Genomic DNA, 24,042 nt, shown 5'->3' with positions numbered 1-24,042 from the left:
AAGAAGATTGCGACCCACAAACGTAAAAAACGTCGTCGTCGTGATCGTCAGAAGAAGAAGATTCGCTAGTATCAGCTGACTCTTTCCGAAGACTTGCGGAATAGTAAAAGGGATGCCTTCCGGTTTTCCCTTTTGTTTTTGTTTTAAAAGCAAAATCAGCTTCGCTTCTCCAAGGAGCGGGGGTGTTGAGAGTTGAGAGTTGAGAGTTGAGAGTTGGAACTGAGAACTAAGAACTGAGCTCCCCTTTGAAAAATTTTTCAGCGCGAGTATTTTGTAGAAGTTCGTATATAATTCCCATTTCTCTTTTTGCTACCTTTCCCCTATGCAAATCGAAGGCACGCTTAAAACCATTACCTTTCGCAATTCGGAAAACGGATTTTCGGTCCTTAAATTCTTGGTAGAAAGCGAAGCGCGCCCTGTCACCGTCACGGGTTCCTTTCCCGATCTTTCCATTGGCGAATCGCTGCGGATGGAAGGCGACTGGAAAATGCACCCGAAATACGGAAGGCAGTTCATTTGCACAAAGAGCGAGGCTTTTGTCCCCGAAAGCGGAGCCGGGCTTGTTGCCTATCTGTCCGGGGGGCTTTTCAAAGGAATCGGGGAAGCGACTGCCAAACGCCTTGTCGATACTTTCGGAAACGATTTGGTGCACATCCTTGACGGCGACGGTGATGCGCTGGCCAAAAAGAAAATCAAAGGATTCTCTGGGAAAAAGGTCACCAAGTTTTTGGAAGACTGGCGGCAAATGCGGGAAAGCCGGGAAACGATGCTGTTTCTTTACGGGCACGGTATCACGGGAAGCGTCGCTTTAAGGCTGTGGAGGCAATACGGTCAAAGTACCGTCCAAATCATTTCGCAAAATCCCTACCTGCTCTGCGAAGAAGTCTGGGGGATTGGATTTACCAAAGCCGACGCCATCGCCAAAAAAGTGGGCATCCCCGATTGGGACGAAAGACGCCTGGAAGCGGGAATCTGCTTTGCCATATTCAAAGCCTCTTCCGAAGAAGGGCACACTTACTTGCCCCGCGAAGTTCTGCTGAAAAACGCAGCCAGAGAACTGCGCCTACAAATGGACTCGCAAGAAGCTTTCGACAATCTGGCTTATGCGCTAGAACAGCTTTTCAAAGAGCGCAAACTGAACGAGGACAACGACCAGATAGCGATTCCCAATCTAGCCCGCGCCGAATTTTTTGTGGCCGAATTTATTCGTAAGCGCATGACTTCGCACGAATCCGATTCCGACAATTTTCAAAAACTGGAAGAACTGCTTACCGATTTAGAAAAAGAGCAGGGATTTGCATACGATCCCATACAAAAAGCGGGGATCATCCAGGCATATCAAAGCCGCATTTTCATTATCACGGGCGGACCGGGAACAGGAAAGACCACCCTTCTTAAAGGCATTTTGGCTCTTGCCGATGCGAACGAAGTGGACGTCGCCCTTGCCGCGCCCACGGGCCGTGCCGCCAAAAGAATGCAAGAAGTGACCGGCCACGAAGCCAAGACTTTGCACCGCTTGCTCGAAATCAATCCCGAGACTCGGCGGTTTTTGCGAAACGAGAATTTTCCGCTTGCGACGGGAATCGTCATCGTCGATGAATTTAGCATGGTCGATACCTGGCTTTGCGCAGGACTGATGAAAGCCATCCCGGAACAGACGCGCCTTATATTGATCGGCGACAAGGATCAGCTGCCCAGTATCGGCCCGGGAAACGTTCTGCGAGACCTTTTGCAAATTTCGCAAATTCCCAATATCCGGCTTCACCATATTTTTCGTCAGACCGGAGGAAACGACATCGCCGAAAAAGCGGCCATCATCAACCAAGGGAAAAAGCCGTCGCCGACAGAAGGCAACAATTTTCACTACCGAACCTTTACCGAACCCGAAGAAGCCCTGCTCGCATTAAAAGAACTCGTCACCGAAAAGATCCCGTCGATTTTCAAAAACGCCTGCAAAGATTTGCAGATTCTGGTTCCTGTGCATAAAGGTCCCCTCGGCACGATTTCTTTAAACAGCTGTCTGCAAAATCTTCTCAACGATTCTTCGGACGGATTCACTTCGCACGGCGTTCTCTGGAAAAGGAACGACCGGGTGATGCAAATGAAAAACAATTACGAGAAAAACGTTTTCAACGGGGACATCGGGAAAATCATCGCCCAAGAAAAAAGCAAAGACAAAATCACCGTAGATTTTGACGGGCATCTCGTCTGCTACGAATCCGACGAACTGGAAGAGCTTTCGCTCGCCTACGCCTGCACCATCCACAAAAGCCAAGGAAGCGAATACCCCGCCATCGTTCTTGTACTGAACGCCGACACGCCATGGATGCTGCAAAGAAATCTGCTTTACACGGGAATCACCCGCGCCAAAGGACACGTTTGGATTCTTTCAGGGAACGGCGCTTTTGAAGAAGCCATTCGCAATAACCGGATGCAACTCCGCTATACGCGCTTGTGCGAGCTGGTCTCCAGCGACCTCGAAGACGAAAAAGATCCCGACGCCAAAACGCCGGGACCTTACAATAAATTCCTTTCGTTTTTAAACGAATAAATCCAGTGAGAGAATCGTGGCTAGAGACCACGAATCACAGTCTCTAGCCTCTGATGCAACCGCTTTTTTGAAAGAGCAAGGTCCTATTTAATTCCTGTACTGCCAAAGCCGCCGCGGTTTTTATCTTCCAGGGTGCTCTCTTCAAAATGGATTTTGGGCTGATTTTCCATAATGCGGAATTGGGCGATACGGCTGCCCTTTTCGATAACGACATCTTCCGTCGCGTAAGCCGGGAACTTCCACCAGTCCTCTTTGCCGCAGTAACTGGAATCGACGACGCCCACGGAATTCGCCTGCAAAATTTTCCAGTTTTTGAACGTGGAACTGCGCGGTGCGATATGCGCTTCATAACCTGCGGGCAGCTTCATTGCGACCCCCAGATGAATCAAGCGGAACTCCCCTTTTTTCAAAGAAACGGTTTCCGCTGCGCGCAAATCAATCCAGTCCGATTTACCGCCGATATATTCCAAACGCGGAATCGAATCGTCCAAATACTGAATTTGAATGACCTGTTCCATTAGAGAAGTTCCTTGCGCAAGTCCGCATCGCTTTTGCACGAAAGGTAAGCGGGCGGCACATCCAGAACCGTTTTGCAACCGAACGAACTCGCCTGTTCAAATTTTACGGCGGCTCGGGCGTAAGCGACCAAAACCGAAGCGGTAAACGCCGGATTTGAATCGAGCTTCAGGCTGTATTCAATCACATTGGAAAATTCGTCTTGCAGACCCGTTTTCCCCGAACGAATCACAAAGCCACCATGAGCCATTCCCGAATGATTTTTTACAAATTCATCTTCGTCAATAAAATGGACAACCGTGTCGTAATCCGCAAAATAGTTCGGCATGGTCTTAATTTCTCTTTCCACTTCGGCAGCGTTTGCGCCCGCTTCCAAAACGACGAACACTTCCCGCAAGTGCTTTTCCCGAGTCGAAAGTTTCGGAGCCTTTCCCGAACGAACCGCTTCCAGCGCACTCTCAATGGGGATCGTATATTGCTTGGCGTTTTTCACACCGCGAATCCGGCGGACGGCATCGGAATGTCCCTGCGAAACGCCCTTACCCCAGAACGTGTAAGTTTCTCCGTTCGGCAGAATCGAATCCGCATAAACCCGACTCAAAGAAAAAAGCCCCGGATCCCAGCCGACCGAAATGATGGCGACTTTGTTCCCGGCTTTTGCCGCCGAATCGACAGCCGCAAAATGCGAAGGGATTTTAGCGTGCGTGTCAAAACTATCGATCACGTTAAAATGCTTGGCAAATTCCGGAGTCTGCATCGGCAAATCCGTAGCGCTTCCGCCGCAGAGAATCATCACGTCGATTTTGTCTTTCCAATCCAGAACGTTTTGAATCCCCACAACCGGAACACCTGCCGTCAAAAGCTTTAGCGAAGCCGGATCCCGACGGGTGAACACCGCAACGAGATTCATGTCCGAAGATTTCTGGAGAGCGCATTCCACGCCGCGTCCAAGATTACCATAACCAAGAATTCCAATTCGAATCATAAAAATCCTTTATGGCCTCTTCTAAAAATTCATATTCAAAAAATCGATAGCGACCGTTTTACCGGCAGTCCATTCGACTTCTCTTCATTCAAGCCATTTTTAGAAGCAGCCTTGTTTTGAAGCCCGCTTAATTTACAAATTTTGAAAAGAATTTGGAAAACCCCACATCAAAAAGACGCTCTGAAAATCAAAATTCTTTGGGACAGACAACCATCAGCGCAACACGCCCAAGCGTCCAATTTCATCCTATCTTGCCGCCAAAAACTTTCTCCGTTTTTCCATCCATTTAGCGAGCGATTCCCAAAACTTTTGGAGACCCATTCTACCATTTTTGGAAATTATATACAAAATTCCTCCAAATACCCTCAAATATTTTTTTTCAAAACGAGAATTTCTTTTCACAAGATGAATTTCTTCTCGCGGGTCGCGAGGTGCTCGCTTACCCATGAGCCTTGCTTGGGAACTTGTTCCCTTAGGCGAATTGTCCCTTTCAGGGATACTTCAACTACGGAATCGGAGATTCCTAGTTTCAGGGATGCGCAGCCGAAGCAATCTGTGCTGGCACCTCGTCATTGCGAGGAACGTAGCGACGTGGCAATCTTGTCAGCGGGAAAGGATTGCTTCTACACTTCGAGTATAACTCCACTAAGGTAACAAAGTTACCAAGTGTCGTATAACCCCTCCGGGGTTCGGGGTGACGGTCGCTTTCAAATATGACTGATTTTCTCCTTGGTGGGTACGCAATGACGAATACTACTAGTCTCCTCGAAGATAATGCCTGCAAGCAAGCTTGCGGCGCAACATTCGCCTTGCACGCTTTTGCGAAGGCTCCCTTCCAGGGACAATTCGTCTAAAAGAGTAAAACTCTTAAGACTCATGGGCAGCCCCCTTTTCCCTTCACCCTATCCCCCGCCACGCTTTGTGGTTGGAAGTTTTAGGTTCTGGGGTAGAATTGGATATTGTGCCGTGGAGAGAGGAAGAGTTCTTCTTTTCACACGTGGGATTTTCTTTCACACGGTGAACTCAGTTACCAGTTACCAGTTATCAGTTCCAACTCCCAACTCCTAACTCCCCCCCAAATCACTAACTTGTTTCAGGGATACTTCAATTATGGAATCGGAAATTCCAAGTTTCAGGAATCCTCGTCGGATGCAGCCGTTTCTCCTATGAACCCTAACAACTAATAACTGACAACTAATCACTCCCCCCCTAATTTACCTCTTGACTTCGAGTCGTCTCTAAATCGTATATTTTACAAAAACCGGAGTTCCGATGTTCCTTATTGTTCTTTCCATCGTCGGCATAATCGGCATTACTGGCGTCGGCATTCTCAACCAACCGCAATTCGGAAAAATTCCCAGCGGCAAACGCTTGGAGCGCATTGAAAAATCCCCGAATTACAAAGACGGCCATTTTCAAAATCAAGAGCCCACCGTTACAATGACGGGTGACGAAGGCTCCTTTCAAGCCCTGCTCCACTTTCTATTCAAAAAATACCCGAACACCGTTCCCGATTCCGGGCAAATTCAAGCAATCCGCACAAACCTGAAAAATCTGGATCGAAATAAAGACCTTTTTGTCTGGTTCGGGCATTCCTCTTACCTGCTCCAACTTTCGGGAAAACGCATTCTTGTCGATCCGGTTTTTTACGCGGGCGCGCCTTTTGAATTCATCAACAAACCTTTTCCGGGAACAGACATTTACAAGCCGGAAGATATGCCGGACATCGACTATCTGATTATTTCGCACGACCACTACGACCATCTGGAATACCGGACGGTCAAAGAACTTCAGCCCCGCATTGCGCAAGTCGTTACAGGACTTGGCGTCGGCGAGGATTTTGAATATTGGGGATTTCCGGAAGAAAAAATTTCGGAATTGGATTGGGGCGATTCCCTTGCCACGGGCGACGGCTTCAAATTCCACTGCCTTCCGGCGCGGCATTTTTCGGGCAGAAGCGTTTTTCCGCAGAAAACCCTTTGGGCATCGTTCCTCGTGGAAACTCCGGACGGGAAGAAAATCTTTATCGGGGGCGACGGCGGTTACGGCAAGCACTTTCAGAAATTGGGAGAACAATTTCCCGACATCACTTTGGCCATTTTGGAAAACGGTCAATACAACAAGGATTGGAAATTGATCCACACCCTGCCCGAAGAACTGGAAAAAGAAACGATGGAGCTTGGAGCGCAACACGTTGTCACGGTGCACCATTCTAAATTCAAATTGTCTTACCACCCATGGAACGAGCCGACGCAAAACGCCAAAGCGCTTCAAGAAAAAGGAATTCCCGTCATAACGCCGACCATTGGCGAAGTCGTGGAGATTCCGTAAATTTTTTGAAAATGAATTTTTAGATACGCTCTTCAGAATTGCGAAAGGAATCGCTGATCGTTCGAGGTAATCAAACCGATTTCCGGAATTTCGTGGCGGAGCATCGCTATGCGGTCAAGACCGAAGCCAAAGGCGAAGCCGGTGTATTTTTCTGGATCGATTCCGCAATTTTTAAACACATTCGGATCCACCGAGCCGCAACCGCCGATTTCCATCCAGCCGGTTCCCTTGCAGCGTTTGCAGCCCTTGCCGCCGCAGAACACGCAGCTCACATCCATTTCCGCAGAAGGTTCCGTAAAGGGGAAAAAACTCGGACGGAAGCGCGTTTTGACACCTTCGCCAAAAAGCTTGTTCATAAAAATCTGCAACACGCCCTTGAGCTGGGCGAATGTGATATTTTCATCGACGACAAGTCCTTCGCACTGCTGGAACATGGGAGCGTGAGTCGCATCGTTATCGACTCGGAAGACGTGGCCCGGCGCAATCATGCGGAATGGCGGCTTGTGCGTTTCCATGTAGTGAATCTGCGTGTCAGAAGTCTGCGTGCGAAGCATGACCTTGTCGCCCAAGTAGAACGTGTCCTGCATGTCGCGGCTGGGATGATCGGGCGGCGTATTCAACGCTTCGAAATTATACCAGTCCGTTTCAATGTCCCGGCCCGAATCGACGGCGAATCCCATCTGGCTAAAGAAATCGATAATCTCTTCGCGCACGTCGTAAACAGGATGCGTGGACCCCGCAGGAATACCATTCCCCGGCAAGCTGATATCCGTCCAGCCTTTTTCCAGTTCCGCTTCCAGCGCCTTTTTGTGCGCTTCTGCCAGCGCATTGTCAATGTGTTCCGAAACGAACTGTTTCAATTCGTTCACCTGTTTTCCAAATGCGGGCCGCTCTTCGGCGGGGAGAGTTCCCATCTGCTTCATCATGCCGGTGACTTGACCTTTTTTGCCAAGCCACTTGACGCGGAGCGCATCAACGGCGTCTTTTTCGTTCAAATTCGTTTGGGCGAGTTCGGTTTCAAACTGTTCGCGGACTTTAGAAATGCTTTCGTTCATCATGGCCTACAATGTAGAAAAATGTTTTTACTGCCGTTAGTCTTGCCGTCAAAGCGCATTATTCCTTTTGGAAAGAATCACACGTTTATGATTCCGTCAAACGATTTTTGCGATAATGCGGAGCGGTCTTTTTCACAAAGAACAAGAAGGATGCCAGCAATAACACTCCGCAGCAAAAAAACATGGTTGCGTAAGAGAACGATTCGGCAAGCGGTCCGCCCACAAGAATGCCAAGCCCGATTCCCAGATCCCAGCCGGTCAGGTAAGTACTAGTCGCAGTGCCGCGCTGGTCGTGACGAGCGAGATTGACGCACATCGTCTGGTAGCCGGGAAAAACAAGCCCCAGACCGCAGCCAATGAAAAACGCCGAAGCGAGAAATAGAAATGGATGGGGGAACGCAGAAAAAAGAAGGTAGGCGGAAGAAACAAAAAGAAGCCCAATGGAAATCAGGCGGGTCAGGTAACCGCGGTCAATCAACTTGCCGGTCAAAAGTCGGGAAGCGATGAGCCCAATGGCGATAAGCGCATAAAAATAGCCGGAACCGGAAAGGGAATTCTGTTTGGCATACAAGGCGATGTAATTGGTCAGCGGGCCATAGGCGCAACCGATTAAAAGCATGTTGAAAAATTGAGGGATGGCTCTGGTCAGAAAAAATCGGTCGAGAGAAATCGGAGCGGCATTCTTTTTGATGGGCCGAGCTTTAGGGTGAACGCAAAGGATGAGAATCAACCCGATGACGCACAAAACAACGGAAAGAGCGATAACCGGAATTTCGCCGAACGCTTCGTAAAGGAACATTCCCGTCATGGGTCCCGTGGCAAAAGCCAGATTGGTGGTCACGCCGAAATAGCCGATTCCTTCGCCCCGCCGACTGGACGGAAGAACGTCAATGGCAATCGTATTTCCCGCAGTGCTGGCGATACCAAAACAGATTCCGTGCAAAAAGCGGAAAAGCCCGAGCAAAAAAAGAGTTCCCGCCGCGACATAGCCGATAAACATGGACGCGAAAAAGAAATACATCACAAGATAGAGCGGTTTTCGCGAAAAAGAATCCACCAGAAAACCAGCGAAAGGACGGCAGAACAACGCGCCAATCGTGTACAGCGAAATGATAATTCCCGAGACCGTGGCCCCCGTGTGAAACTTTTCGAGGATGTAGAGCGGAAGAATCGGCAGCAATTCGTAAAAGGCGAAGAAAAGTAGAAAATTGGTGATGCCGACTAAAACAAAAGTTTTAGACCAAAGTTTTTCCATATCGCACAATGTAGAAATAATCGTTCCGATATACCATTCCAAAAGAAAAAATCCCGTCCATTTTTAAAGAAGGCTCTCCGATTTTTATAAATTCTCTTTACGGAGAACAGAAACACTTTGTCCGAGGATTCATGCAGAAAAAAGAAGAGCCCTATGTGGAAATCGGCGACGTGAAAACGTTGCAAGAAGAGCGGCAAAAAGAAGCGGACAAAAAAGCGGCGGGCAAACAGGCCGAAAAAGGAGCGTCTGATTTGCAGAAAGGGCTGGCGATTTTTCTTTCCATTCTTGCTGGACTATATACCGTTTCCCCTATCGATATTTTGCCCGATGCCATTCCGGTCTTGGGGTGGATGGACGATTTGGGCGTGTCGGCATTTGCAGTACTCAATGTGGTGCAGCAATTTACGAGCAATCAAAAGTCGCTGCTGGTGAAAATCGTCAAGTATTTCAAATGGTTCCTGATTTTAGCGACCGTCGGCATTGTTCTGCTATTTGGGGGACTTGTCACCGCCATTGTCGCCTTGATTGTAAAATAATCGTGCAAACAAATCTGGGAATTTCCAAGCGAAATTCAAAAGCACCAACGGCGGGCAGGTTTATTTTCTACATTTGCCAGCGAAACAATTTTTCAAGAGGATACCATTATGGCTATTTCTGCTGTTCTTATTTTTGGTGCTCCGGGTTCTGGAAAAGGAACTGTCGGCGCAAAACTCGCAGCGACCACTTCTCTGAAGCATCTTTCCACGGGCGACATTTTCCGCGGCATCGCACCGTCGAGCGAATCGGGCAAATTGCTTGCCTCCTATTCAAGCAAAGGCCTTTTGGTCCCAGACGAAGCGACCGTCAAAATTTTTGAACGCTATGTAGAAGGGCTGGTAAACACGAACAAGTTGAACCCGGAAAAGGACACTCTCCTTTTGGATGGCATCCCTCGCACGGTCGCCCAGGTCGATTTGATTCGCCCGATTGTCGATGTGAAGCATATCTTTGTACTTGACATTCAGGACGAAGCGACGATCGTCGCCCGCCTTTTGAACCGCGCCAAAATCGAAGGACGCAAGGACGACGCCGACGAAAACGTCATCAAGAACCGCTTGAACGTTTACAAGGACTCCACCGCGAAAGTTCTGGAAAAATACGACCCGAAAATCATCAGCCACATTGTGGGCGACAACACGCCGGACGAAGTATTCTGCGACGTGCTTCGCGCATACGTAAACTTCAAAAAGAACGCCTAGTTTCCTTTGTTTCTCGATGAAAAAGAATCGCCAATCAGCGATTCTTTTTTGTTTTTTCTATCTTTGGAGCGCATCAATATTTAGCGGCAAGGAGTCTTTATGGCAACGTTGGTAATGGTAAACGGCATTCCGGGAAATATGGGAAAAATCGTGGCGGAAACCTGCGTCAAGCGAGGATTGGAACTGGTTCCCTATTCTTTGACCGGGGAAATCATCGTCGAAAATGAATCGGAAGTCGCGGGCAAGAACATCCAGCTTTTGAAACCTTCCAATCGGGAAGCGCGCATCGGCGAAGTCTTGGAAAAATATCCGGGACTGATCGCCGTCGATTTTACGCACCCGACCGCCGTGAACGATAACGCCGCCTTTTATGTGGCGCACAAGATTCCGTTCGTCATGGGAACGACCGGCGGCGACCGGGAAGCCCTGAAAAAACTCGTCGCCGAAGCGAATCACCCGAGCGTGATTGCGCCGAATATGGCAAAGCAAATCGTTGCATTCCAAGCGATGATCGAATGGCTTTCCCAAACATTCCCGACGGCATTTTCGGGTTACAAGCTCTCCATTGTCGAAAGCCACCAGAAAACCAAAGCGGACACGAGCGGAACGGCAAAAGCGGTCGCCCACTCCTTTGCGAACATGGGCTTGAACATCGACGAAAGCCAGATTGAAAAAGTGCGCAACGACAAGGAAGCGATGGAACGGATGGGAGTTCCAGAAGCCTATCTTTCCGGACACGCCTTTCACACCTACAGCCTCGACAGCGAAGACGGCACCGTACATTTTGAATTTCAGCACAACGTATGCGGGCGGAAAATCTATGCGGAAGGCTCCGTCGATGCCGTGAATTTTTTGGCGGAAGAATTGAAAAAAGGTTCCGCAAAACCTTTCGATATGATGGACGTTCTGCGTTCCGGCAGAATGCGTTGAGGAATTATGAATCATCCCTTTTCTTTAGATTTGACTCAGCGTCCGCGCCGTAACCGAAAAAGCGCAACGGTTCGTGATTTGGTTCGCGAAACGGAACTTTCCGTGAAAGATCTGGTTTATCCGGTGTTCATCATGGAAGGTTCCCAGCGAGAGGAACAAATTCCTTCGATGCCGGGAATGACCCGCAAAACCGTCGATGTATTGTTGAAAGAAATCGAAGAATGCGTGGCGTTGGGCGTTAAAGCCATCGCTCCGTTCCCCAGCATTGCCGAAGAAAAAAAAGACCGGACAGGCAGCGAAAGTTTCAATCCCGACGGACTTGTACCGACTTGCGTTCGGGCCATCAAGGAAAAATTTCCGGAAGTTGTCGTGATGACGGACGTCGCCCTGGATCCGTTCAATATCGACGGGCATGACGGCATTGTTTCGCCGATGGGTGAAATCCTCAACGACGAAACGGTGGAAGTCCTGTGCAAAATGGCGGTCTGCCATGCGAAAGCCGGAGCCGATTTCGTTTGCCCATCCGACATGATGGATGGACGCATCGGAGCGATTCGGGCAGCATTGGACGCCGAAGGGCTGACAAATACTTCCATTATGGCGTACAGTGCCAAATACGCATCCGCATTTTACGGGCCTTTCCGAGACGCCTTGGATTCTGCACCCAAAGCAGGCGACAAAAAAACATACCAGATGGATCCGGCAAACCGCAAGGAAGCGATTCGCGAAGTCGCCCTGGACATCGAAGAAGGCGCCGACATGGTGATGGTAAAACCGGCGTGCTACTATCTGGACGTTTTGCGCGAAGTGGCGGATTTTTCGGAAGTTCCTGTCGCTGCGTATCAGGTCAGCGGCGAATATGCCATGCTTTGCGCTGCGGCTCAAAACGGTTGGCTGGATCGCCGTCGAGTCGTTCTAGAAAGCCTCATGGGAATCAAGCGCGCTGGCGCAAAAATCATTTGGACCTATTTCGCAAAAGAAGCGGCAAAACTCTTACAAGAGGAAAAATAAAATGAATAAACTGGCGGGAATGTTGGGATTTGGCGTGATGATGTTGGCGGGATTGGCGCAGGCAACGCCCCCACGTACATGGGATGCGATTTTTCATGCAGAAGGTTCGGGGGAATACGAAAGCGTTCCCATTGTCGGGCAAGTCCGTTTTATGACCTACGAATATTACGGAGAAAAGCAGCCTGTATCGTTTGCAGTAAAAGGCGACAATGTGGAATTTGTGGTTTCCGGCGTGATGAAAGTCCCTGCCGACACCATCGAGAACAAGCGTTTCTACGGGCTTTGCAACAAAACGAAAGAAGCGTGGATTTCTTACGTCCAAGGGCCACAGGCTTTCGGAAAAGAAAATTTGATTGTCGATATCAAGGGCGTGGATTTGGCTTGCGACGACGAATTGTATGCGCTAAAAGATCTGCGCATCAAATTCAAAAATGCCACAGCGCAAAAATACTGGAAAGCGAATAAAGAACGCTCGGAAAAAGTCAAGCGGGATTCGCTGGCGGCGTTTCGGATTCGGGAACAGGAGCATTTCCAGGAAGTCAAACGCAATTCCGGATTCATCACGGACACGCGGGACGGACAAGTTTACCGGGTGATAAAAATCGATGGTCGAACCTGGCTTGCGCAAAATATGAACTACAACATTCCGGGAGAGTCCTGGTGCTACGACGACAAGGATACTTATTGTAGCCGAAGCGGGCGCTTGTATTCTTTGGAGGGTGCGCGCAAGGCTTGCCCCAAAGGATTTCATTTGCCGCGGGACAGGGAATGGCAAGACATGCTCACGGGCCTAACCGGCTGCTATGACGGCGTTCAAAAATGCGAAGCCTTTGCCTCGAAACTCAAAGCGCGTTCCGGTTGGCAAGGCGGAGGCGGAACCGACGAATACGGATTTACGGCGTTTGGATCCGGGCGACGCGAAATTTTGGGCCGCGGGCATCGCTACGTGGAAATGGGAGAATATACCGCCTTTTGGAGTTCGCAGAACGGTCGCAATTCGACCATTTGGATTTGGGTCCTCGGACGCATGGGCGACAACATGGTGCGTGAATTGGCTCCGCGTCCGGAAAACGGCTACTCGGTTCGCTGCATTGACGGAGACTGATGGAATAAAATTGAGAATTTGAAAATGCCGCGCATGCGGCATTTTTTGTGGGAATTATGGACAATCTTCCAGCAAATACTTGCAATTAAATTTAGTTATTAGTTTTCAGTTCCAGCTCCCAACTCATAACTTCCAACTAACCGCTAACCCCTAATCACGCGATTTCAAGCAAATCATAAACGGTCCTTTTCCTTCGTCCCTATCCTTCTATCCTTCCGGTCCAAATTTTTGCCGCGCAACTCTTCCACAAATAAAAAAGCGAAAAATTCTGCGAAATTTTCCTAAAGAAAATACGTCCATAACAAAAAATCCGAAAGCAGAAGCTCTCGGATTTTCATTTTCTTATCCTTCGCTAGAATTTGACAACCGGCAAAAGAACCGGCACAAAAGCCATCGCAGCCAAAACCAGAGCTGCAACAACCACGCCAAATCGCAAAAGGAATCGGGTGGAATTGCTGACGCAACAGCAGCATGGATGCGACTCGTCTGCGGGAGCGGGAGCAAAAAGTGCTATGGCAATCCGCAAGTAATAATACATCGCTACAATGGAAAGGGCAAAACCAAATGCGGCCAAGGCAATGTACCCCGTTTTGACAACGCCAGTAAAGAGGACGAATTTGGCGAGGAATCCCGAAAGCGGCGGAAGTCCGGCCAAGCTGGCAAGGCAAATCACCGCAGCGACTCCTTCCAACGGATGACGACGACCGCGTCCACGGATATCGTCCAGATTTTCCTTGGCATCGCCTTTCCCGCTAAACGCCGCAATGGCGGCAAGAGCACCCGAAGAACCAATGGCATAGGTGATAAGGAAGTAGTACATAGTTCCCAAATCTTTGAGCAAAAGACCGAGGACGATAAATCCCGCATTCATCACCGCAGAGAAAGCGAATATCCGGCGAATCGACTTTTGCACCAGCCCGGAGAACGCGCCGATGACAATGGAAAGGATGCCCACGACAATGATGACCGGAGCCAGCTTTTCAAATCCGGAGCGCATCCAAAGAGCACCGAGAGCACTCAATGCGCCGACCTTGATAACCGCCGCCATAAAACCGGTAACGGCCACAGAGGCTCCGGTATAGACGTCGGCGACCCAGAAATGTACCGGAGCGGCTCCCGCCTTAAAGAGAAGAGCAAATGCCGAAATCAGAACGCCAAGCGAATACAGGCTTTCGCGGCCAGCAATCTGCTTACCGCCAAAATGCGTAGTTCCCGTTGCGCCATAGACAAGCGCCATCCCATAGAGGAAAAGGACGCTGAAAACGGCACCGGTGACAAAGTATTTGAAAGTCGCTTCGTTGGCGTTGCGATCTTTTCTGCGGAGTCCTACCAAACCGTAAACCGGATACGCGGCAAGTTCCATTCCGATGAACAGCGGGAGGAAATCCACCGACTGCACCATCATCATCACACCGACCGTAGCCAAAAGAGTCAGTCCATAAGGCTCGCCCGCCGGATATTTTTCCCGAGCGAGTGTCACCTGCAAACCGCCAATGCCGAGGAACGCGCAAAGAAGGACGGTCGCCAGCAAAAACATGCGCAAAGTATCCAGTTCCAAAAAGCCGAACAGCGATTCAGCCCCGACATGAACAAAGCGCAAAGAAACAAAACCCAAAAGCAAAAAGGCACTTGCCACCCAGGGAAGAACTTTCTGCTTATTTTTGTCGGCGATAAAAGGTTCCGTTGCGATGCACACCATCGCGCCCAAAGCGACGATGATCATCGGCAAGAGATTCATCAAACTAGCGGACGTCATTTTGCGCCTCCCCGTTTTCTGTTTTCATCTCGGTATTTTTTTGCATTTCAGAAGTCTGCATTTGATTTGTTGCGGAATCCAACTGAACGTCGGCAACCTGCGCCGAGCTGTCCGCAAAAGCCGCCATCACTTCAGCGATTTTTGCCGAATCCTCTGCGGAAAGCGGTTGAACTGCCGCCGCCGAAATCGCCGCTTCGATTTCCTCTTCTTGCTGCTGCGCAGACGTGGTGTAATCCAGCGTACGGGAAATCGGCTGCGGGTGAATGCCAAAAACAATCAAAAGGAGCAGGAGCGGAGCCGTCGCCACGGCATCGGCAATCGGAAAGCGCAACTTCTGCTGTTCTTCCGAAATTTCGCCCGGAAGCCCGAACAAAACCTTCTGAATCAGACGAAGCATATAGACGCCCGTCAAAATGATGCAAATTCCAGCAACGACTGCGGCGACTTTGCAAACGCCCCACAGGCCGACAAGCACCAAAAATTCCCCAATAAATCCCGCCGTTCCCGGAATAGCGATAGCCAGAACGCTCGCAATTCCAAAGAAGAAGGCAAAGACCGGATTGCGGTTTGCCAAGCCGCCCATTTTATCGAGCAGGCGATGGCCCGCAAAGCGTTCAGCAGAGCCCGAAAGAATGAACAACGCCGATGCCGAAAGTCCGTGCCCGACAAGCAAAACCAGAAGAGCCGGGAAAACGTCGATGGAAAGGGTAAAAAGTCCCGCAATGGCAAGTCCAAGATGGCTCATGGAACTGAAGGCGAGAAGTTTTTTGATGTCCTTTGCCCGCATCGCCATGAAGGCACCATAAAGAGCCGTCAAAAGTCCCATTCCCATCAGCAGCTTGGCGTTTTGGAAAGAGGCCGCCGGGAAAATTGCGAGAACCCAGAAATAGAATCCATAGACTCCCGCTTTAGACATAGCTCCCGTTAAAACCGCACTGAGTCCCGCAGGCGCTTCCGCGTATGTCTGCGCCTGCCAGCCGTGCAATGGGAAGAGCGGAGTCTTTACCCAGAAAGCCAGAGCGAAGCACCAGAAAAGAATTGCTTGGGTCGTTTCGGGAAGCGTTTGCGCCGCTTGGGCGACCGGAAGGATATAAGAAGTTCCCGCCATGGTTATCAAATACCAAAGCGCCACCGCCATCGGAGCGGAACCGACCAACGTGTAAATCGCAAAGTTGAGCGAAGCCGCGCGCCGTTCCTGTCCGCCGTAAGAACCGATTAAAATGGCCGCCGGGAATACAAGAGCTTCAAAGAAGAAGAAGAACAGCACCGCATCGATTGCAAGGAACGTTCCGTTCAAAGCTCCCAAAAGCGTAAAGAGGCCGACCGCATAATTGCGATAGTTGCTCCCCGCCGATTTCCTAGCGCAAATCAAGGCGGCAAGGGTGATGATATTTGCTAAAAACACCATCCACGCCGAAAAGCCATTGACAGCAAACGCAAAAGTTACCGTGACATCTGCGCCGGGAATGGTGAACCACTGAATCGGGGTCGTATTGTAATCGCCCGAAACCAGCAGGGAAAGCCCCGAAACAAAGAGGAGCGAAGAAAGAATAACCGCCAAGCGAGACGCCGAACGGGAATCTTTTCCAGAAGCGGCAAGCATCAAAAGAGCCGCAAGGAACGGAGCAAAAACCAAAATGTATAACATTAGAAGAGTCCTCCGCAGAAATAGACCGCAATGGCGATAAGTACCATGCCGGCAATGCTGAATCCCACTTGCAGGCGGATTTTACGAACCTGGAGGTTCCGGATTCCGTCACCTAAAATCAAGGCGATGGAGCAAATCATCCATTGCAAAATCTGAATGAACTTGTCGATGATGGCATCCACAAACCAAGCGGCAGCTTCAAAAGCTGTAATGAAAGCGTTGTGAATAAAATCAAAGAAGAACGTCCAGCAACCGGCTTTGCCTTCCGGAACTGTAGTCGCATTCTTTTTCAGTTCAGGAATGCGCTTGCGGGTGAAAATTTCGTAACCGACGAATGCGCCCGCCACCGCAGCAATCGTCCCTAGAATAGCGAACACCAAAACCGACGGTTCCATTTCCATTTCTGGGCGAACAGCCGCAGCAAATTTCTGTGCACCGTCCACGACCGGAGCGAGCCAGCGTTCAAACCAATTCGCACCCGAAACAAAGACATTCCAAGCGTATCCCGAAAAGGCGGAACCAATGGACAGAACAACCATCGGGAAAGTCATTGAAAGAGGTGCTTCGTGAATATGGGATTCCGGAAGGTCGCCGCGATACTTGCCCAAGAAAACGAGAACCATCAAGCGGGTCATGTAAACTGCCGTAATGACAGCGGTAATCAGACCGATTGTATAAAGAACAGGGCCAAGAGACGGGTTGAACGCAAAAAGACGTTCCAAAATCAGGTCTTTGGAGAAGAATCCGGAGAATCCCGGGAAACCGATAATAGCGAGATAGGCGAAAAGCATCGTCATTGCCGTAATCGGCGTTTTCTTGAGCAAGCCACCCATTTTGCGCATATCCTGTTCGCCAGCAAGAGCGTGCATCACCGCGCCCGCACCCAAGAACAAAGTCGCCTTGAAGAAAGCGTGCGTAAAGACATGGAAAATGGAAACGTCAAATGCAGCCGCTCCCGCCGCCATGAACATGTAACCCAACTGGGAAATGGTCGAATAAGCAAGAACCTTTTTGATGTCGTTTTGCAAAAGGCCAGCGATGGCCGCCCAGAAAGCCGTCAGCATACCCACAATAGCGATAATCGTCAGCACATAGGGAAGCCGCACGAACAAAGGCGAAAGGCGAGCGACCAGATAAACGCCGGCGGTCACCATCGTTGCCGCATGGATAAGAGCCGACACCGGAGTCGGACCGGCCATCGCATCGGGCAACCAAGTAAGGAGCGGAATCTGCGCGCTCTTTGCGGTGCACGCCCAGAAAAAGAGCAGCCCCGCCACCGTCAAAAGCGGAAGGTTCGCAATCAACACATCGCGAAATGCGGGATTCACAAGCCACGCCGTCAAATCCGCATAGTTCAAAAACGCCGAACCGCCAATGGTAACGAGAATCGCCATGCCGAGCAAAAAGCCGACATCACCGACCCGGTTCACCAAGAACGCTTTATTCGCCGCCTTGCAATTGTTCAAATCCTTATTCCAGAATCCGATAAGCAGGTAAGAGCAAAGCCCGACGCCTTCCCAGCCGAGGAAAGTCAGCACCAGAGAATCGGAAAGGACAAGCACGACCATGCTGAACAGGAAGAGATTCATGTAAGCAAAGAAACGGGCAAATCCGCGATCTTTGTGCATATAACCGGTCGAGTACAGAATGATGAGCGTCGCGATTCCCGTGATGAACAGGAGCATTGTCCGGGAAAGCCCGTCAAAAAGAAGCCCGAAATGGACAGAAAGCAACGGCGAGTCAATCCAGCTGCCGAGAGTCTGGTGAATGCCGTCTTGAGGCATGTTCCACGCCAGAAGTCCCGTGGCGACAAAAGCCAACAGCGGAAACAGAACGCCTAAAAAGCCGACAAGACCTTCGTCCGGACCTTTTTTGCTGTCCGAAGACGCGACCGCAATCAGGGCGAGAACGATTGTTCCTGCCAGCGGAAACAGAGGGATGAGCCAAAGAGGAATCATATTTTATTACCCCCTCATATTGGAATAATTGTCAATGTCCACGCTGTCCTGGTTTCTAAAAATCAGGATGACAATCGCCAGACCGACGCAAGCTTCCGCAGCAGCGACGGCGATGGTGAACAGCGGAACAATCTGCCCCACGACGCTTTCAACGCCGGGGAGCGTTTTAGAAAATCCGATGATGCTCAAGTTCACTGCATTCAGAGCGAGTTCAACGCCCATAAGAACAAAGAACACGTTTCGACGGCACAAGGCCGTTGCGATACCGAGCGACAGGAGAATGAGTGCCAGGATTTGCACATAAATCGCTTGCATTAGTGAACCTCCTCAGACTTTGCCGTTTCCGGATCCGAAGCGATGCGCTTGCGGGCGAGTATAACGGCTGTAGCCATTGCCGAAAGAAGAACCAGCCCAATGGAAAGGAATATCAGATAGTAGCCTTGCCCGCTGGCATTCATATCGAAAAGGGTTTTCGCCGTCACATCGACAGATCCCCTGACCGCGCCGGCATCAAAGTCGAAAGCGGAGCGGCAAAGAGCAACCGCTGCAAGAAGCGCCATTGCAATCACCGAAACTAGAACAAAAAGCGACGTCTTGTCAAAGCGTTTCGTGCGATTGTCCCGAGAACCGTTCAGCACAAAAATGATGAACATGAGGAGCGTCATGATGGCTCCGGCATAGACCATCACCTGGACGACGCCGACGAAAGGACTCCCGAGCAAACCATAAATGCCCGCGAGCGAAAGCATCGTCGTCACCATAGCAATAGAAGCGTAGAGCGGATGCCGATTCAGCAAAATGCAAATGGAACAGCCGACCGCGATGACGGATAAAAGAATGAAATAAACGAGAGCTAGCATTATTGGACTTCTCCCCAAGCAGCAAGTGCCTGCTTGTTTTTTGTACCGCCGGGAGCGACCTGACTTTGAGGGTCATCCGGATAATCCTTGGGATCCCAGTTGGTCAAATCGTAGAGCGAGACGATAAAATCTTCACGCTTGCGGTGCACAAAGCTTGTTTCACAAGTATCCATCCGAAGCGCATCCAGCGGGCAAGCTTCTACGCAAAGACCGCAGAAAATGCAAACGGAATGGTCTATATCAAAACGGGCGACGCGCTTTTCAATGCGTCCGTCTTCGGATTGCGCCGCTTCAATGAAAATGCAGTGCGCAGGGCAAGCCGTTGCGCACATAAAGCACGCCACGCAGCGCGGCGTTCCATCGGGACGGAGCATCATACGGTGCTTTGCGCGGTAATCCCTCGGAATGTAAGGCTTTACTTCCGGATAACCCGTAGTCGGCAGCGTTTCATAGCGGAAAAAGCCGCGAAGAAAATGCTTGATGGTGGTGTAAAGGCCTCGGAACGCTTCGAATATATACAAGCGTTCGATCCAGTTCATCGACTTGTGCTTTACGACGCGAACCATTAGTTGCCTCCCATGACGAGTTTGGCGATTATCGCCGTCACGACCAAGTTCAAAAGTGCGATGTTCAAAAGAATCTTCCAGCCGAGATGCATAATCTGGTCATAGCGGAAGCGCGGAAGCGTCCAGCGCACCCAAATCCAAACCCAGCAGAAGAATACGGTTTTAATCATCAAAACAAGGAACTGCAAGGCAGCCGTACCGAGTGCCGTGCCGATGCCATAAACAGCGGTTCCGTTCACCATCGTCGCTTCGGGGTGGATAAAGAGACCGGAAACGATTGCCAAGGCAATGAACACGGGAACCGCAATCCAAGCGATGGTCTTGTAAAGCAGATACTCGCGGTTGATTTCCGCTTTGTTGGAAGCCTGTCCCTTGTTGAACGCTCGCAGCCAGCGATAAACCATGTGCAGGAACGCCAGAGCAAGGAATGCGCAAATGCCAAAGAGAACCGCCAAAACCGTTCCCAAATTCGCCTGAATATCGGCGGTCGTCATGAACGGAATCGAGTAGCCGCCCAAAAAGAGCGTCGCCATCAAAATACTGTTGATTCCGACGTGGCCGTATTCGCCCATGTAGAACATACCGAATTGCATGGCGCCGTATTCCGTGTGATAACCGGCAACCAGTTCCGGGTCGCCTTCCGAAACGTCAAACGGAGGACGTCCCGTTTCGGCGATGGCCGCAAGAAGGAAGCAGAAGAATGCGACCGGCTGAACGAAAATGCCCCAAGCGTGCTGTTCCTGCCAACCGACAATGCCTTCGACGCTAAAGGTTCCAGCGAGAAGCACCATGCCCATCATCGAAATTCCCAAGCAGACTTCGTAGCTGATACTCGTCGCCGTCGCGCGCAATGCGCCGAGGAACGGGAATTTGGATTTGGAAGCCCAACCCGAAAGCACCGTTCCAAAAACGGAAAGCGAAGAAAGCCCGAACATCAGAAGAATGCCGACATCCGTATCGATATTCGCCGCGGGAATATGCACAACCGTATCACCGAAAGTGAAATTCAATGAAGCGAAATACGGAAGAACGCAAGGCGTCAGGAGAGTGAGCCCAAAAGGAATCGCCGGAGCGAGCGCGAACAGGACTTTGTTCACATTCGCCGGAGCGTATTGTTCCTTGAAAAACAGCTTCAGACCGTCGCAGGCGTTTTGCACCCAGCCGAAAAACCGGACTTTCCCAAAGAACGGAAGCTTGACGTAGGAACGGTTCGGGCCTTGACGGTCCTGAATGAATCCGGCGCCACGGCGTTCCATCGGAATAAGAAGCAGAATGAAAAGCACGGGAACAAAGGCGAGACAAAGCTTCGCCAACGTCAGGAGCCATTCAATCCAGGTTTTAGAATCGATTATTTCCATCATACAGCAACTCCATCGAGCAATTCGCCCGTGCTATGGATGGCATCAAAAGAGAATTTGGCAAGAACCGGAACAAAGGCTCCCGCCTTTTGGTATGCGACAGCCGCACTTTCCACGTTTTCGCCGGCGAGGGAGAAAAGAACCTGGAAAAGCGGTTGCAGATCGCCGCTGGGGGCCGTAGGGGCCGCATTCAGTTTTTGCAAAATGGAATGCACGTTCACCATCGTGCCGTTCACTTCGGACCAATGATTGACGCCATAGACGATAGACGATTTTTTTGCGGTCTCGTCATTTTTTGCCGAAATAGCAATGCGGGTCGGAATCGTTTCCAAAGCGCTTGCCTTTTGAGCGTCGCTTCCCCACAAGTCGGCGGAAAGCGAAACCAGCGTTTTAAATTCGGACGCACGACGCGCCAGATCCTCTGCGGTCTGCGTAAAGCCGAAAAGCGCAAAGCCAGCGCGATTCGCCAACGGATCCCCGCTTTTGGAAATGCCGTCGGGAGATTTTACCGGTTCAAACGTGCCGACGAATACTTCCGCGCGATCGCCGAGCTTATGGACAAGAGTCTTAAGGGCAGCGGCATCTTCATTCGTCGCTGCGCCGCCGAGAACAAACGCGATTTTTCCATCGCCATTCAAGACCGCCTGGACAGAATCCAGATTCCCGACAGGAAGACGATTTTTGGAAAATTCCTGAAAAGCCAAACGGCTCGTATTCGAAATCCAAGTTCGATTCACCTGAGGATTGCAACGAGGCATCACTCGCCAGATAAATCCTTCATTGTGGTCAATCCAGATGTTCGCGCCCAAGGAATCGTCCATGGAAACGCTCGCCGTGCGCTTGAGCATCCAAGTCCGCTGCTGAAAACGGAAATACTTGGCCGTCAATGCACCCGTCGGACAAATGTCGGAAACGCACAAATCGTATTCGTGATCCAGCTTGCTTCCGGGGAAAGTCGTGATGTAGGTTTTATCCGCTCGGGCAGCCAGTTGCAACTGCTCGTCGTGACACACGTCGCGCATAAAGCGGACGCAACGGTCACATTGCACACAGCGTTCTTCATCCAAAGAAATCCGTGGGCCAAGATCGATGCGCTTGCCACCGCGAAGCTGACCTTTGGTATCGTAGAATTGGTGATCGGGATTGCCGTGATAATTTTTGCCGATCTCCGGATAAAGATGCCCCGAAGCCTTGCCCGCTTCGACATAATTTTCCTGCAAAGAGCATTCGCCGGCCTTGTCGCAAATCGGACAGTCGAGCGGATGGTTCAACAGCATAAATTCGGAAACCGCGGCGCGAGCGCTTTTTACCCGTTCGCTGGAGCGCGGAGTAAACACCTTCATTCCTTCTTTCACCGGGGTGAAGCAGGAAATAATCAGCATTTTTCCACGCGGGCCTTCCGTTTCGACCAGACACTGGCGGCAATTGCCGGAAACCGGAAGATACGGATGGTAGCAGATGTGCGGAGTTTCGATGCCCACAGCTTTCAACGCTTCGAGCAGGTTCGTATCGCCAGGCACTTCCACATTTTTGCCGTCAACCTCGATAGTAACTCGGGGACTGTCGGCAGTCGGAAGGTGAGGCATGTTGTAATGATTGCTCATAATATTACCAGTATGCTCCCAAACGAACGGTTGATCTTAAACGAGGTTCCGCATGTTTCGGATTTTTTGCGATGTATTCTTCAAAGTCGGCACGATATTTTCTCGTGTACACGTTCAGCGGACCGCCCAAGGAAATGGAGAGCGGGCAAATCGTCGTTCCGCCAAAACCCGCGGAAATGCTTTGCAACAGCTCGATGTCGCCGTCGTGACCTTCGCCCTTGACAATGGCGTCCAGAACGCGCTTGGCAAATCCCGTTCCTTCGCGGCAGGGAGTGCATTGTCCGCAGGATTCGTGCGAGTAGAAATGCCCGAGAACGTCCAAAATATCGACCGCATTGTGCGAATCGTTAAAGACGATGATGGCGCCAGAACCGAACATGGTTTTCAGCGAAGCCATGCACTCATAGTCCAAAGTAGCGTGCTCGCATTCTTCGGGAAGAAGCGGCGGACAAGAAGAGCCGCCCGGAATGACGCCTTTCAGTTTTCCGATGACGCCCTGGCAGTATTCCTCGCTTTCGAGCATTTCCATGAGCGGAGTTCCCAAAGGAGCTTCGTAGATTCCCGGACGCTTGACGTCGCCCGAGACGCAAAAGACTTTTGTGCCGTGAGCTCTGGGAGTTCCCATTTTGGTGTATTCTTCGACCGGATGCGAAAAAATCCAAGGCAACGACATAATCGTTTCGACGTTGTTCACACAGGTCGGCGATGCCCATGCGCCAGCGACCGCCGGGAAAGGCGGCTTCAAACGGGGCTGTCCCTTTTGGCCTTCCAGCGAATTGATGAGAGCCGTTTCTTCACCGCAAATGTAAGCGCCGGCACCACGATGGACGAAAATGTCAAAGCTGAATTGGGTTCCCAGGATGTTTTCGCCCAGATAACCCGCCGCGTAAGCTTCGTTCAGTGCTTTGTTCACGCTTTCGATGCACGGCAGAAATTCGCCGCGAGCATAAATGTAGGCACTGCGGGCCCCTAGTGCCCATCCAGCGATAATCAGGCCTTCGATCAAACGATGCGGATCTTCCAAAAGCAAAAAGTGATCTTTGAACGTTCCGCCTTCGCCTTCATCGGCATTCACCACAATATAGACAGGCTTGCCCGTATTGCGGGGAACAAAGCTCCACTTCATTCCCGTGGGAAATCCCGCACCGCCACGCCCGCGAAGTCCAGAACGCTGCACGCGGTCAATCACTTCAAACTGGGACATTTCAAAAAGATGCTCGGAAATCGTAGAATAGCCGCCGAGCTTCTTGTAGGCATCGATGCTCTGGGCGTTCTTTCCAAAATTTCCCGTACAAACTTTCATCGACTCTTGCAT

Annotated in this window: 20 protein-coding genes; 7 read left to right on the top strand and 13 right to left on the bottom strand. The window is 50.6% G+C overall.

What is annotated here, in order from left to right; genetic code table 11:
* Positions 1-322 precede the first annotated feature (322 nt).
* The gene (locus tag BGX14_RS10245) at positions 323-2,551 is read left to right on the top strand and encodes an ATP-dependent RecD-like DNA helicase (RefSeq protein WP_095879839.1); all 2,229 of its coding nucleotides are present in this window, start codon (positions 323-325) and stop codon (positions 2,549-2,551) included.
* Positions 2,552-2,634: 83 nt separating this feature from the next.
* On the opposite strand, the gene BGX14_RS10240 is transcribed toward BGX14_RS10245, so the two are convergent.
* Positions 2,635-3,069: a dUTP diphosphatase gene (locus BGX14_RS10240; RefSeq protein ID WP_073305221.1), complete on the bottom strand. Its 435-nt coding sequence runs from the start codon at positions 3,067-3,069 to the stop codon at positions 2,635-2,637.
* A complete protein-coding gene (locus BGX14_RS10235) occupies positions 3,069-4,052 on the bottom strand; it encodes a diaminopimelate dehydrogenase (RefSeq protein ID WP_095879838.1) in 984 nt (327 codons plus the stop codon). Before BGX14_RS10235 ends, BGX14_RS10240 begins: the two co-directional genes overlap by 1 nt.
* Positions 4,053-5,324: 1,272 nt before the next feature.
* On the opposite strand from BGX14_RS10235, the gene BGX14_RS10225 reads away from it, so the two are divergent.
* On the top strand, positions 5,325-6,383 hold the full coding sequence (locus BGX14_RS10225) for an MBL fold metallo-hydrolase (protein ID WP_095879837.1): 1,059 nt from the start codon (positions 5,325-5,327) through the stop codon (positions 6,381-6,383).
* Between the two features lie 32 nt (positions 6,384-6,415).
* On the opposite strand, the gene pheS is transcribed toward BGX14_RS10225, so the two are convergent.
* Positions 6,416-7,438: a phenylalanine--tRNA ligase subunit alpha gene (gene pheS, locus BGX14_RS10220; protein ID WP_073305243.1), complete on the bottom strand. Its 1,023-nt coding sequence runs from the start codon at positions 7,436-7,438 to the stop codon at positions 6,416-6,418.
* Positions 7,439-7,523: 85 nt separating this feature from the next.
* Positions 7,524-8,735 carry an MFS transporter gene (locus BGX14_RS10215; protein WP_233126511.1) on the bottom strand — a complete coding sequence of 404 codons (1,212 nt, stop codon included), beginning with the start codon at positions 8,733-8,735 and terminating at the stop codon, positions 7,524-7,526.
* An 89-nt stretch (positions 8,736-8,824) separates the two neighbouring features.
* On the opposite strand from BGX14_RS10215, the gene BGX14_RS10210 reads away from it, so the two are divergent.
* The 5 genes from BGX14_RS10210 (at position 8,825) to BGX14_RS10190 (ending at position 12,977) form a co-directional block, all read left to right on the top strand.
* On the top strand, positions 8,825-9,229 hold the full coding sequence (locus BGX14_RS10210) for a YkvA family protein (protein ID WP_095879836.1): 405 nt from the start codon (positions 8,825-8,827) through the stop codon (positions 9,227-9,229).
* Positions 9,230-9,337: 108 nt separating this feature from the next.
* On the top strand, positions 9,338-9,931 hold the full coding sequence (locus BGX14_RS10205; RefSeq protein WP_073305229.1) for a nucleoside monophosphate kinase: 594 nt from the start codon (positions 9,338-9,340) through the stop codon (positions 9,929-9,931).
* A 99-nt stretch (positions 9,932-10,030) separates the two neighbouring features.
* A complete protein-coding gene (gene dapB, locus BGX14_RS10200; protein ID WP_073305231.1) occupies positions 10,031-10,861 on the top strand; it encodes a dihydrodipicolinate reductase in 831 nt (276 codons plus the stop codon).
* A gap of 6 nt (positions 10,862-10,867) precedes the next feature.
* Positions 10,868-11,872 (top strand): porphobilinogen synthase, encoded by a 1,005-nt coding sequence (hemB, locus tag BGX14_RS10195; protein ID WP_073305233.1) that lies wholly within the window; start codon positions 10,868-10,870, stop codon positions 11,870-11,872.
* Position 11,873: 1 nt separating this feature from the next.
* Positions 11,874-12,977 (top strand): fibrobacter succinogenes major paralogous domain-containing protein, encoded by a 1,104-nt coding sequence (locus BGX14_RS10190; RefSeq protein WP_073305235.1) that lies wholly within the window; start codon positions 11,874-11,876, stop codon positions 12,975-12,977.
* Positions 12,978-13,329: 352 nt separating this feature from the next.
* On the opposite strand, the gene BGX14_RS10185 is transcribed toward BGX14_RS10190, so the two are convergent.
* Genes BGX14_RS10185 through nuoF form a run of 9 tightly spaced genes read right to left on the bottom strand, consistent with a single transcriptional unit; the run spans position 13,330 to position 24,042 of the window.
* Entirely contained in the window at positions 13,330-14,733 is a 1,404-nt protein-coding gene (locus tag BGX14_RS10185) for an NADH-quinone oxidoreductase subunit N (RefSeq protein WP_078775956.1), read from the bottom strand.
* Positions 14,720-16,381, bottom strand: coding sequence for a NuoM family protein (locus tag BGX14_RS10180; RefSeq protein ID WP_078775955.1), 1,662 nt, complete (start codon positions 16,379-16,381; stop codon positions 14,720-14,722). Before BGX14_RS10180 ends, BGX14_RS10185 begins: the two co-directional genes overlap by 14 nt.
* Positions 16,381-18,339, bottom strand: a complete 1,959-nt coding sequence (gene nuoL / locus BGX14_RS10175) for an NADH-quinone oxidoreductase subunit L (RefSeq protein WP_078775954.1) — start codon at positions 18,337-18,339, stop codon at positions 16,381-16,383. Before nuoL ends, BGX14_RS10180 begins: the two co-directional genes overlap by 1 nt.
* Positions 18,340-18,345: 6 nt before the next feature.
* Positions 18,346-18,654: an NADH-quinone oxidoreductase subunit NuoK gene (gene nuoK, locus BGX14_RS10170; protein WP_073304792.1), complete on the bottom strand. Its 309-nt coding sequence runs from the start codon at positions 18,652-18,654 to the stop codon at positions 18,346-18,348.
* Positions 18,654-19,199 carry an NADH-quinone oxidoreductase subunit J gene (locus BGX14_RS10165; RefSeq protein ID WP_073304794.1) on the bottom strand — a complete coding sequence of 182 codons (546 nt, stop codon included), beginning with the start codon at positions 19,197-19,199 and terminating at the stop codon, positions 18,654-18,656. Before BGX14_RS10165 ends, nuoK begins: the two co-directional genes overlap by 1 nt.
* A complete protein-coding gene (locus tag BGX14_RS10160; RefSeq protein WP_233126510.1) occupies positions 19,199-19,765 on the bottom strand; it encodes an NADH-quinone oxidoreductase subunit I in 567 nt (188 codons plus the stop codon). Before BGX14_RS10160 ends, BGX14_RS10165 begins: the two co-directional genes overlap by 1 nt.
* Positions 19,765-21,126, bottom strand: a complete 1,362-nt coding sequence (locus tag BGX14_RS10155; protein ID WP_233126509.1) for a complex I subunit 1 family protein — start codon at positions 21,124-21,126, stop codon at positions 19,765-19,767. Before BGX14_RS10155 ends, BGX14_RS10160 begins: the two co-directional genes overlap by 1 nt.
* A complete protein-coding gene (locus tag BGX14_RS10150) occupies positions 21,123-22,709 on the bottom strand; it encodes a 2Fe-2S iron-sulfur cluster-binding protein (protein WP_233126508.1) in 1,587 nt (528 codons plus the stop codon). The genes BGX14_RS10155 and BGX14_RS10150 overlap by 4 nt, the downstream gene beginning before the upstream one ends.
* Positions 22,710-22,731: 22 nt before the next feature.
* On the bottom strand, positions 22,732-24,042 hold the full coding sequence (gene nuoF, locus BGX14_RS10145; RefSeq protein WP_073304798.1) for an NADH-quinone oxidoreductase subunit NuoF: 1,311 nt from the start codon (positions 24,040-24,042) through the stop codon (positions 22,732-22,734).

The sequence above is a fragment of the Fibrobacter sp. UWS1 genome (genome assembly GCF_002300445.1).
In the GTDB taxonomy this organism is placed as follows: Bacteria; Fibrobacterota; Fibrobacteria; order Fibrobacterales; family Fibrobacteraceae; genus Hallerella; species Hallerella intestinalis.
The sequence above is the reverse complement of the archived record's forward strand: the minus strand, read 5'-3'. Positions and strand labels throughout refer to the sequence as shown.

What these genes read in the sequence shown, in the direction of transcription:
- BGX14_RS10190 (WP_073305235.1), top strand. Translation starts at nt 11,874, where the DNA reads ATGAATAAACTGGCGGGAATGTTGGGATTTGGCGTGATGATGTTGGCG.
- BGX14_RS10155 (WP_233126509.1), bottom strand. Translation starts at nt 21,126, where the DNA reads ATGATGGAAATAATCGATTCTAAAACCTGGATTGAATGGCTCCTGACG.
- nuoL (WP_078775954.1), bottom strand. Translation starts at nt 18,339, where the DNA reads ATGATTCCTCTTTGGCTCATCCCTCTGTTTCCGCTGGCAGGAACAATC.
- BGX14_RS10160 (WP_233126510.1), bottom strand. Translation starts at nt 19,765, where the DNA reads ATGGTTCGCGTCGTAAAGCACAAGTCGATGAACTGGATCGAACGCTTG.
- BGX14_RS10180 (WP_078775955.1), bottom strand. Translation starts at nt 16,381, where the DNA reads ATGTTATACATTTTGGTTTTTGCTCCGTTCCTTGCGGCTCTTTTGATG.
- BGX14_RS10240 (WP_073305221.1), bottom strand. Translation starts at nt 3,069, where the DNA reads ATGGAACAGGTCATTCAAATTCAGTATTTGGACGATTCGATTCCGCGT.
- BGX14_RS10150 (WP_233126508.1), bottom strand. Translation starts at nt 22,709, where the DNA reads ATGCCTCACCTTCCGACTGCCGACAGTCCCCGAGTTACTATCGAGGTT.
- BGX14_RS10165 (WP_073304794.1), bottom strand. Translation starts at nt 19,199, where the DNA reads ATGCTAGCTCTCGTTTATTTCATTCTTTTATCCGTCATCGCGGTCGGC.
- BGX14_RS10185 (WP_078775956.1), bottom strand. Translation starts at nt 14,733, where the DNA reads ATGACGTCCGCTAGTTTGATGAATCTCTTGCCGATGATCATCGTCGCT.
- nuoF (WP_073304798.1), bottom strand. Translation starts at nt 24,042, where the DNA reads ATGCAAGAGTCGATGAAAGTTTGTACGGGAAATTTTGGAAAGAACGCC.
- hemB (WP_073305233.1), top strand. Translation starts at nt 10,868, where the DNA reads ATGAATCATCCCTTTTCTTTAGATTTGACTCAGCGTCCGCGCCGTAAC.
- BGX14_RS10225 (WP_095879837.1), top strand. Translation starts at nt 5,325, where the DNA reads ATGTTCCTTATTGTTCTTTCCATCGTCGGCATAATCGGCATTACTGGC.
- dapB (WP_073305231.1), top strand. Translation starts at nt 10,031, where the DNA reads ATGGCAACGTTGGTAATGGTAAACGGCATTCCGGGAAATATGGGAAAA.
- nuoK (WP_073304792.1), bottom strand. Translation starts at nt 18,654, where the DNA reads ATGCAAGCGATTTATGTGCAAATCCTGGCACTCATTCTCCTGTCGCTC.
- pheS (WP_073305243.1), bottom strand. Translation starts at nt 7,438, where the DNA reads ATGAACGAAAGCATTTCTAAAGTCCGCGAACAGTTTGAAACCGAACTC.
- BGX14_RS10210 (WP_095879836.1), top strand. Translation starts at nt 8,825, where the DNA reads ATGCAGAAAAAAGAAGAGCCCTATGTGGAAATCGGCGACGTGAAAACG.
- BGX14_RS10245 (WP_095879839.1), top strand. Translation starts at nt 323, where the DNA reads ATGCAAATCGAAGGCACGCTTAAAACCATTACCTTTCGCAATTCGGAA.
- BGX14_RS10235 (WP_095879838.1), bottom strand. Translation starts at nt 4,052, where the DNA reads ATGATTCGAATTGGAATTCTTGGTTATGGTAATCTTGGACGCGGCGTG.
- BGX14_RS10205 (WP_073305229.1), top strand. Translation starts at nt 9,338, where the DNA reads ATGGCTATTTCTGCTGTTCTTATTTTTGGTGCTCCGGGTTCTGGAAAA.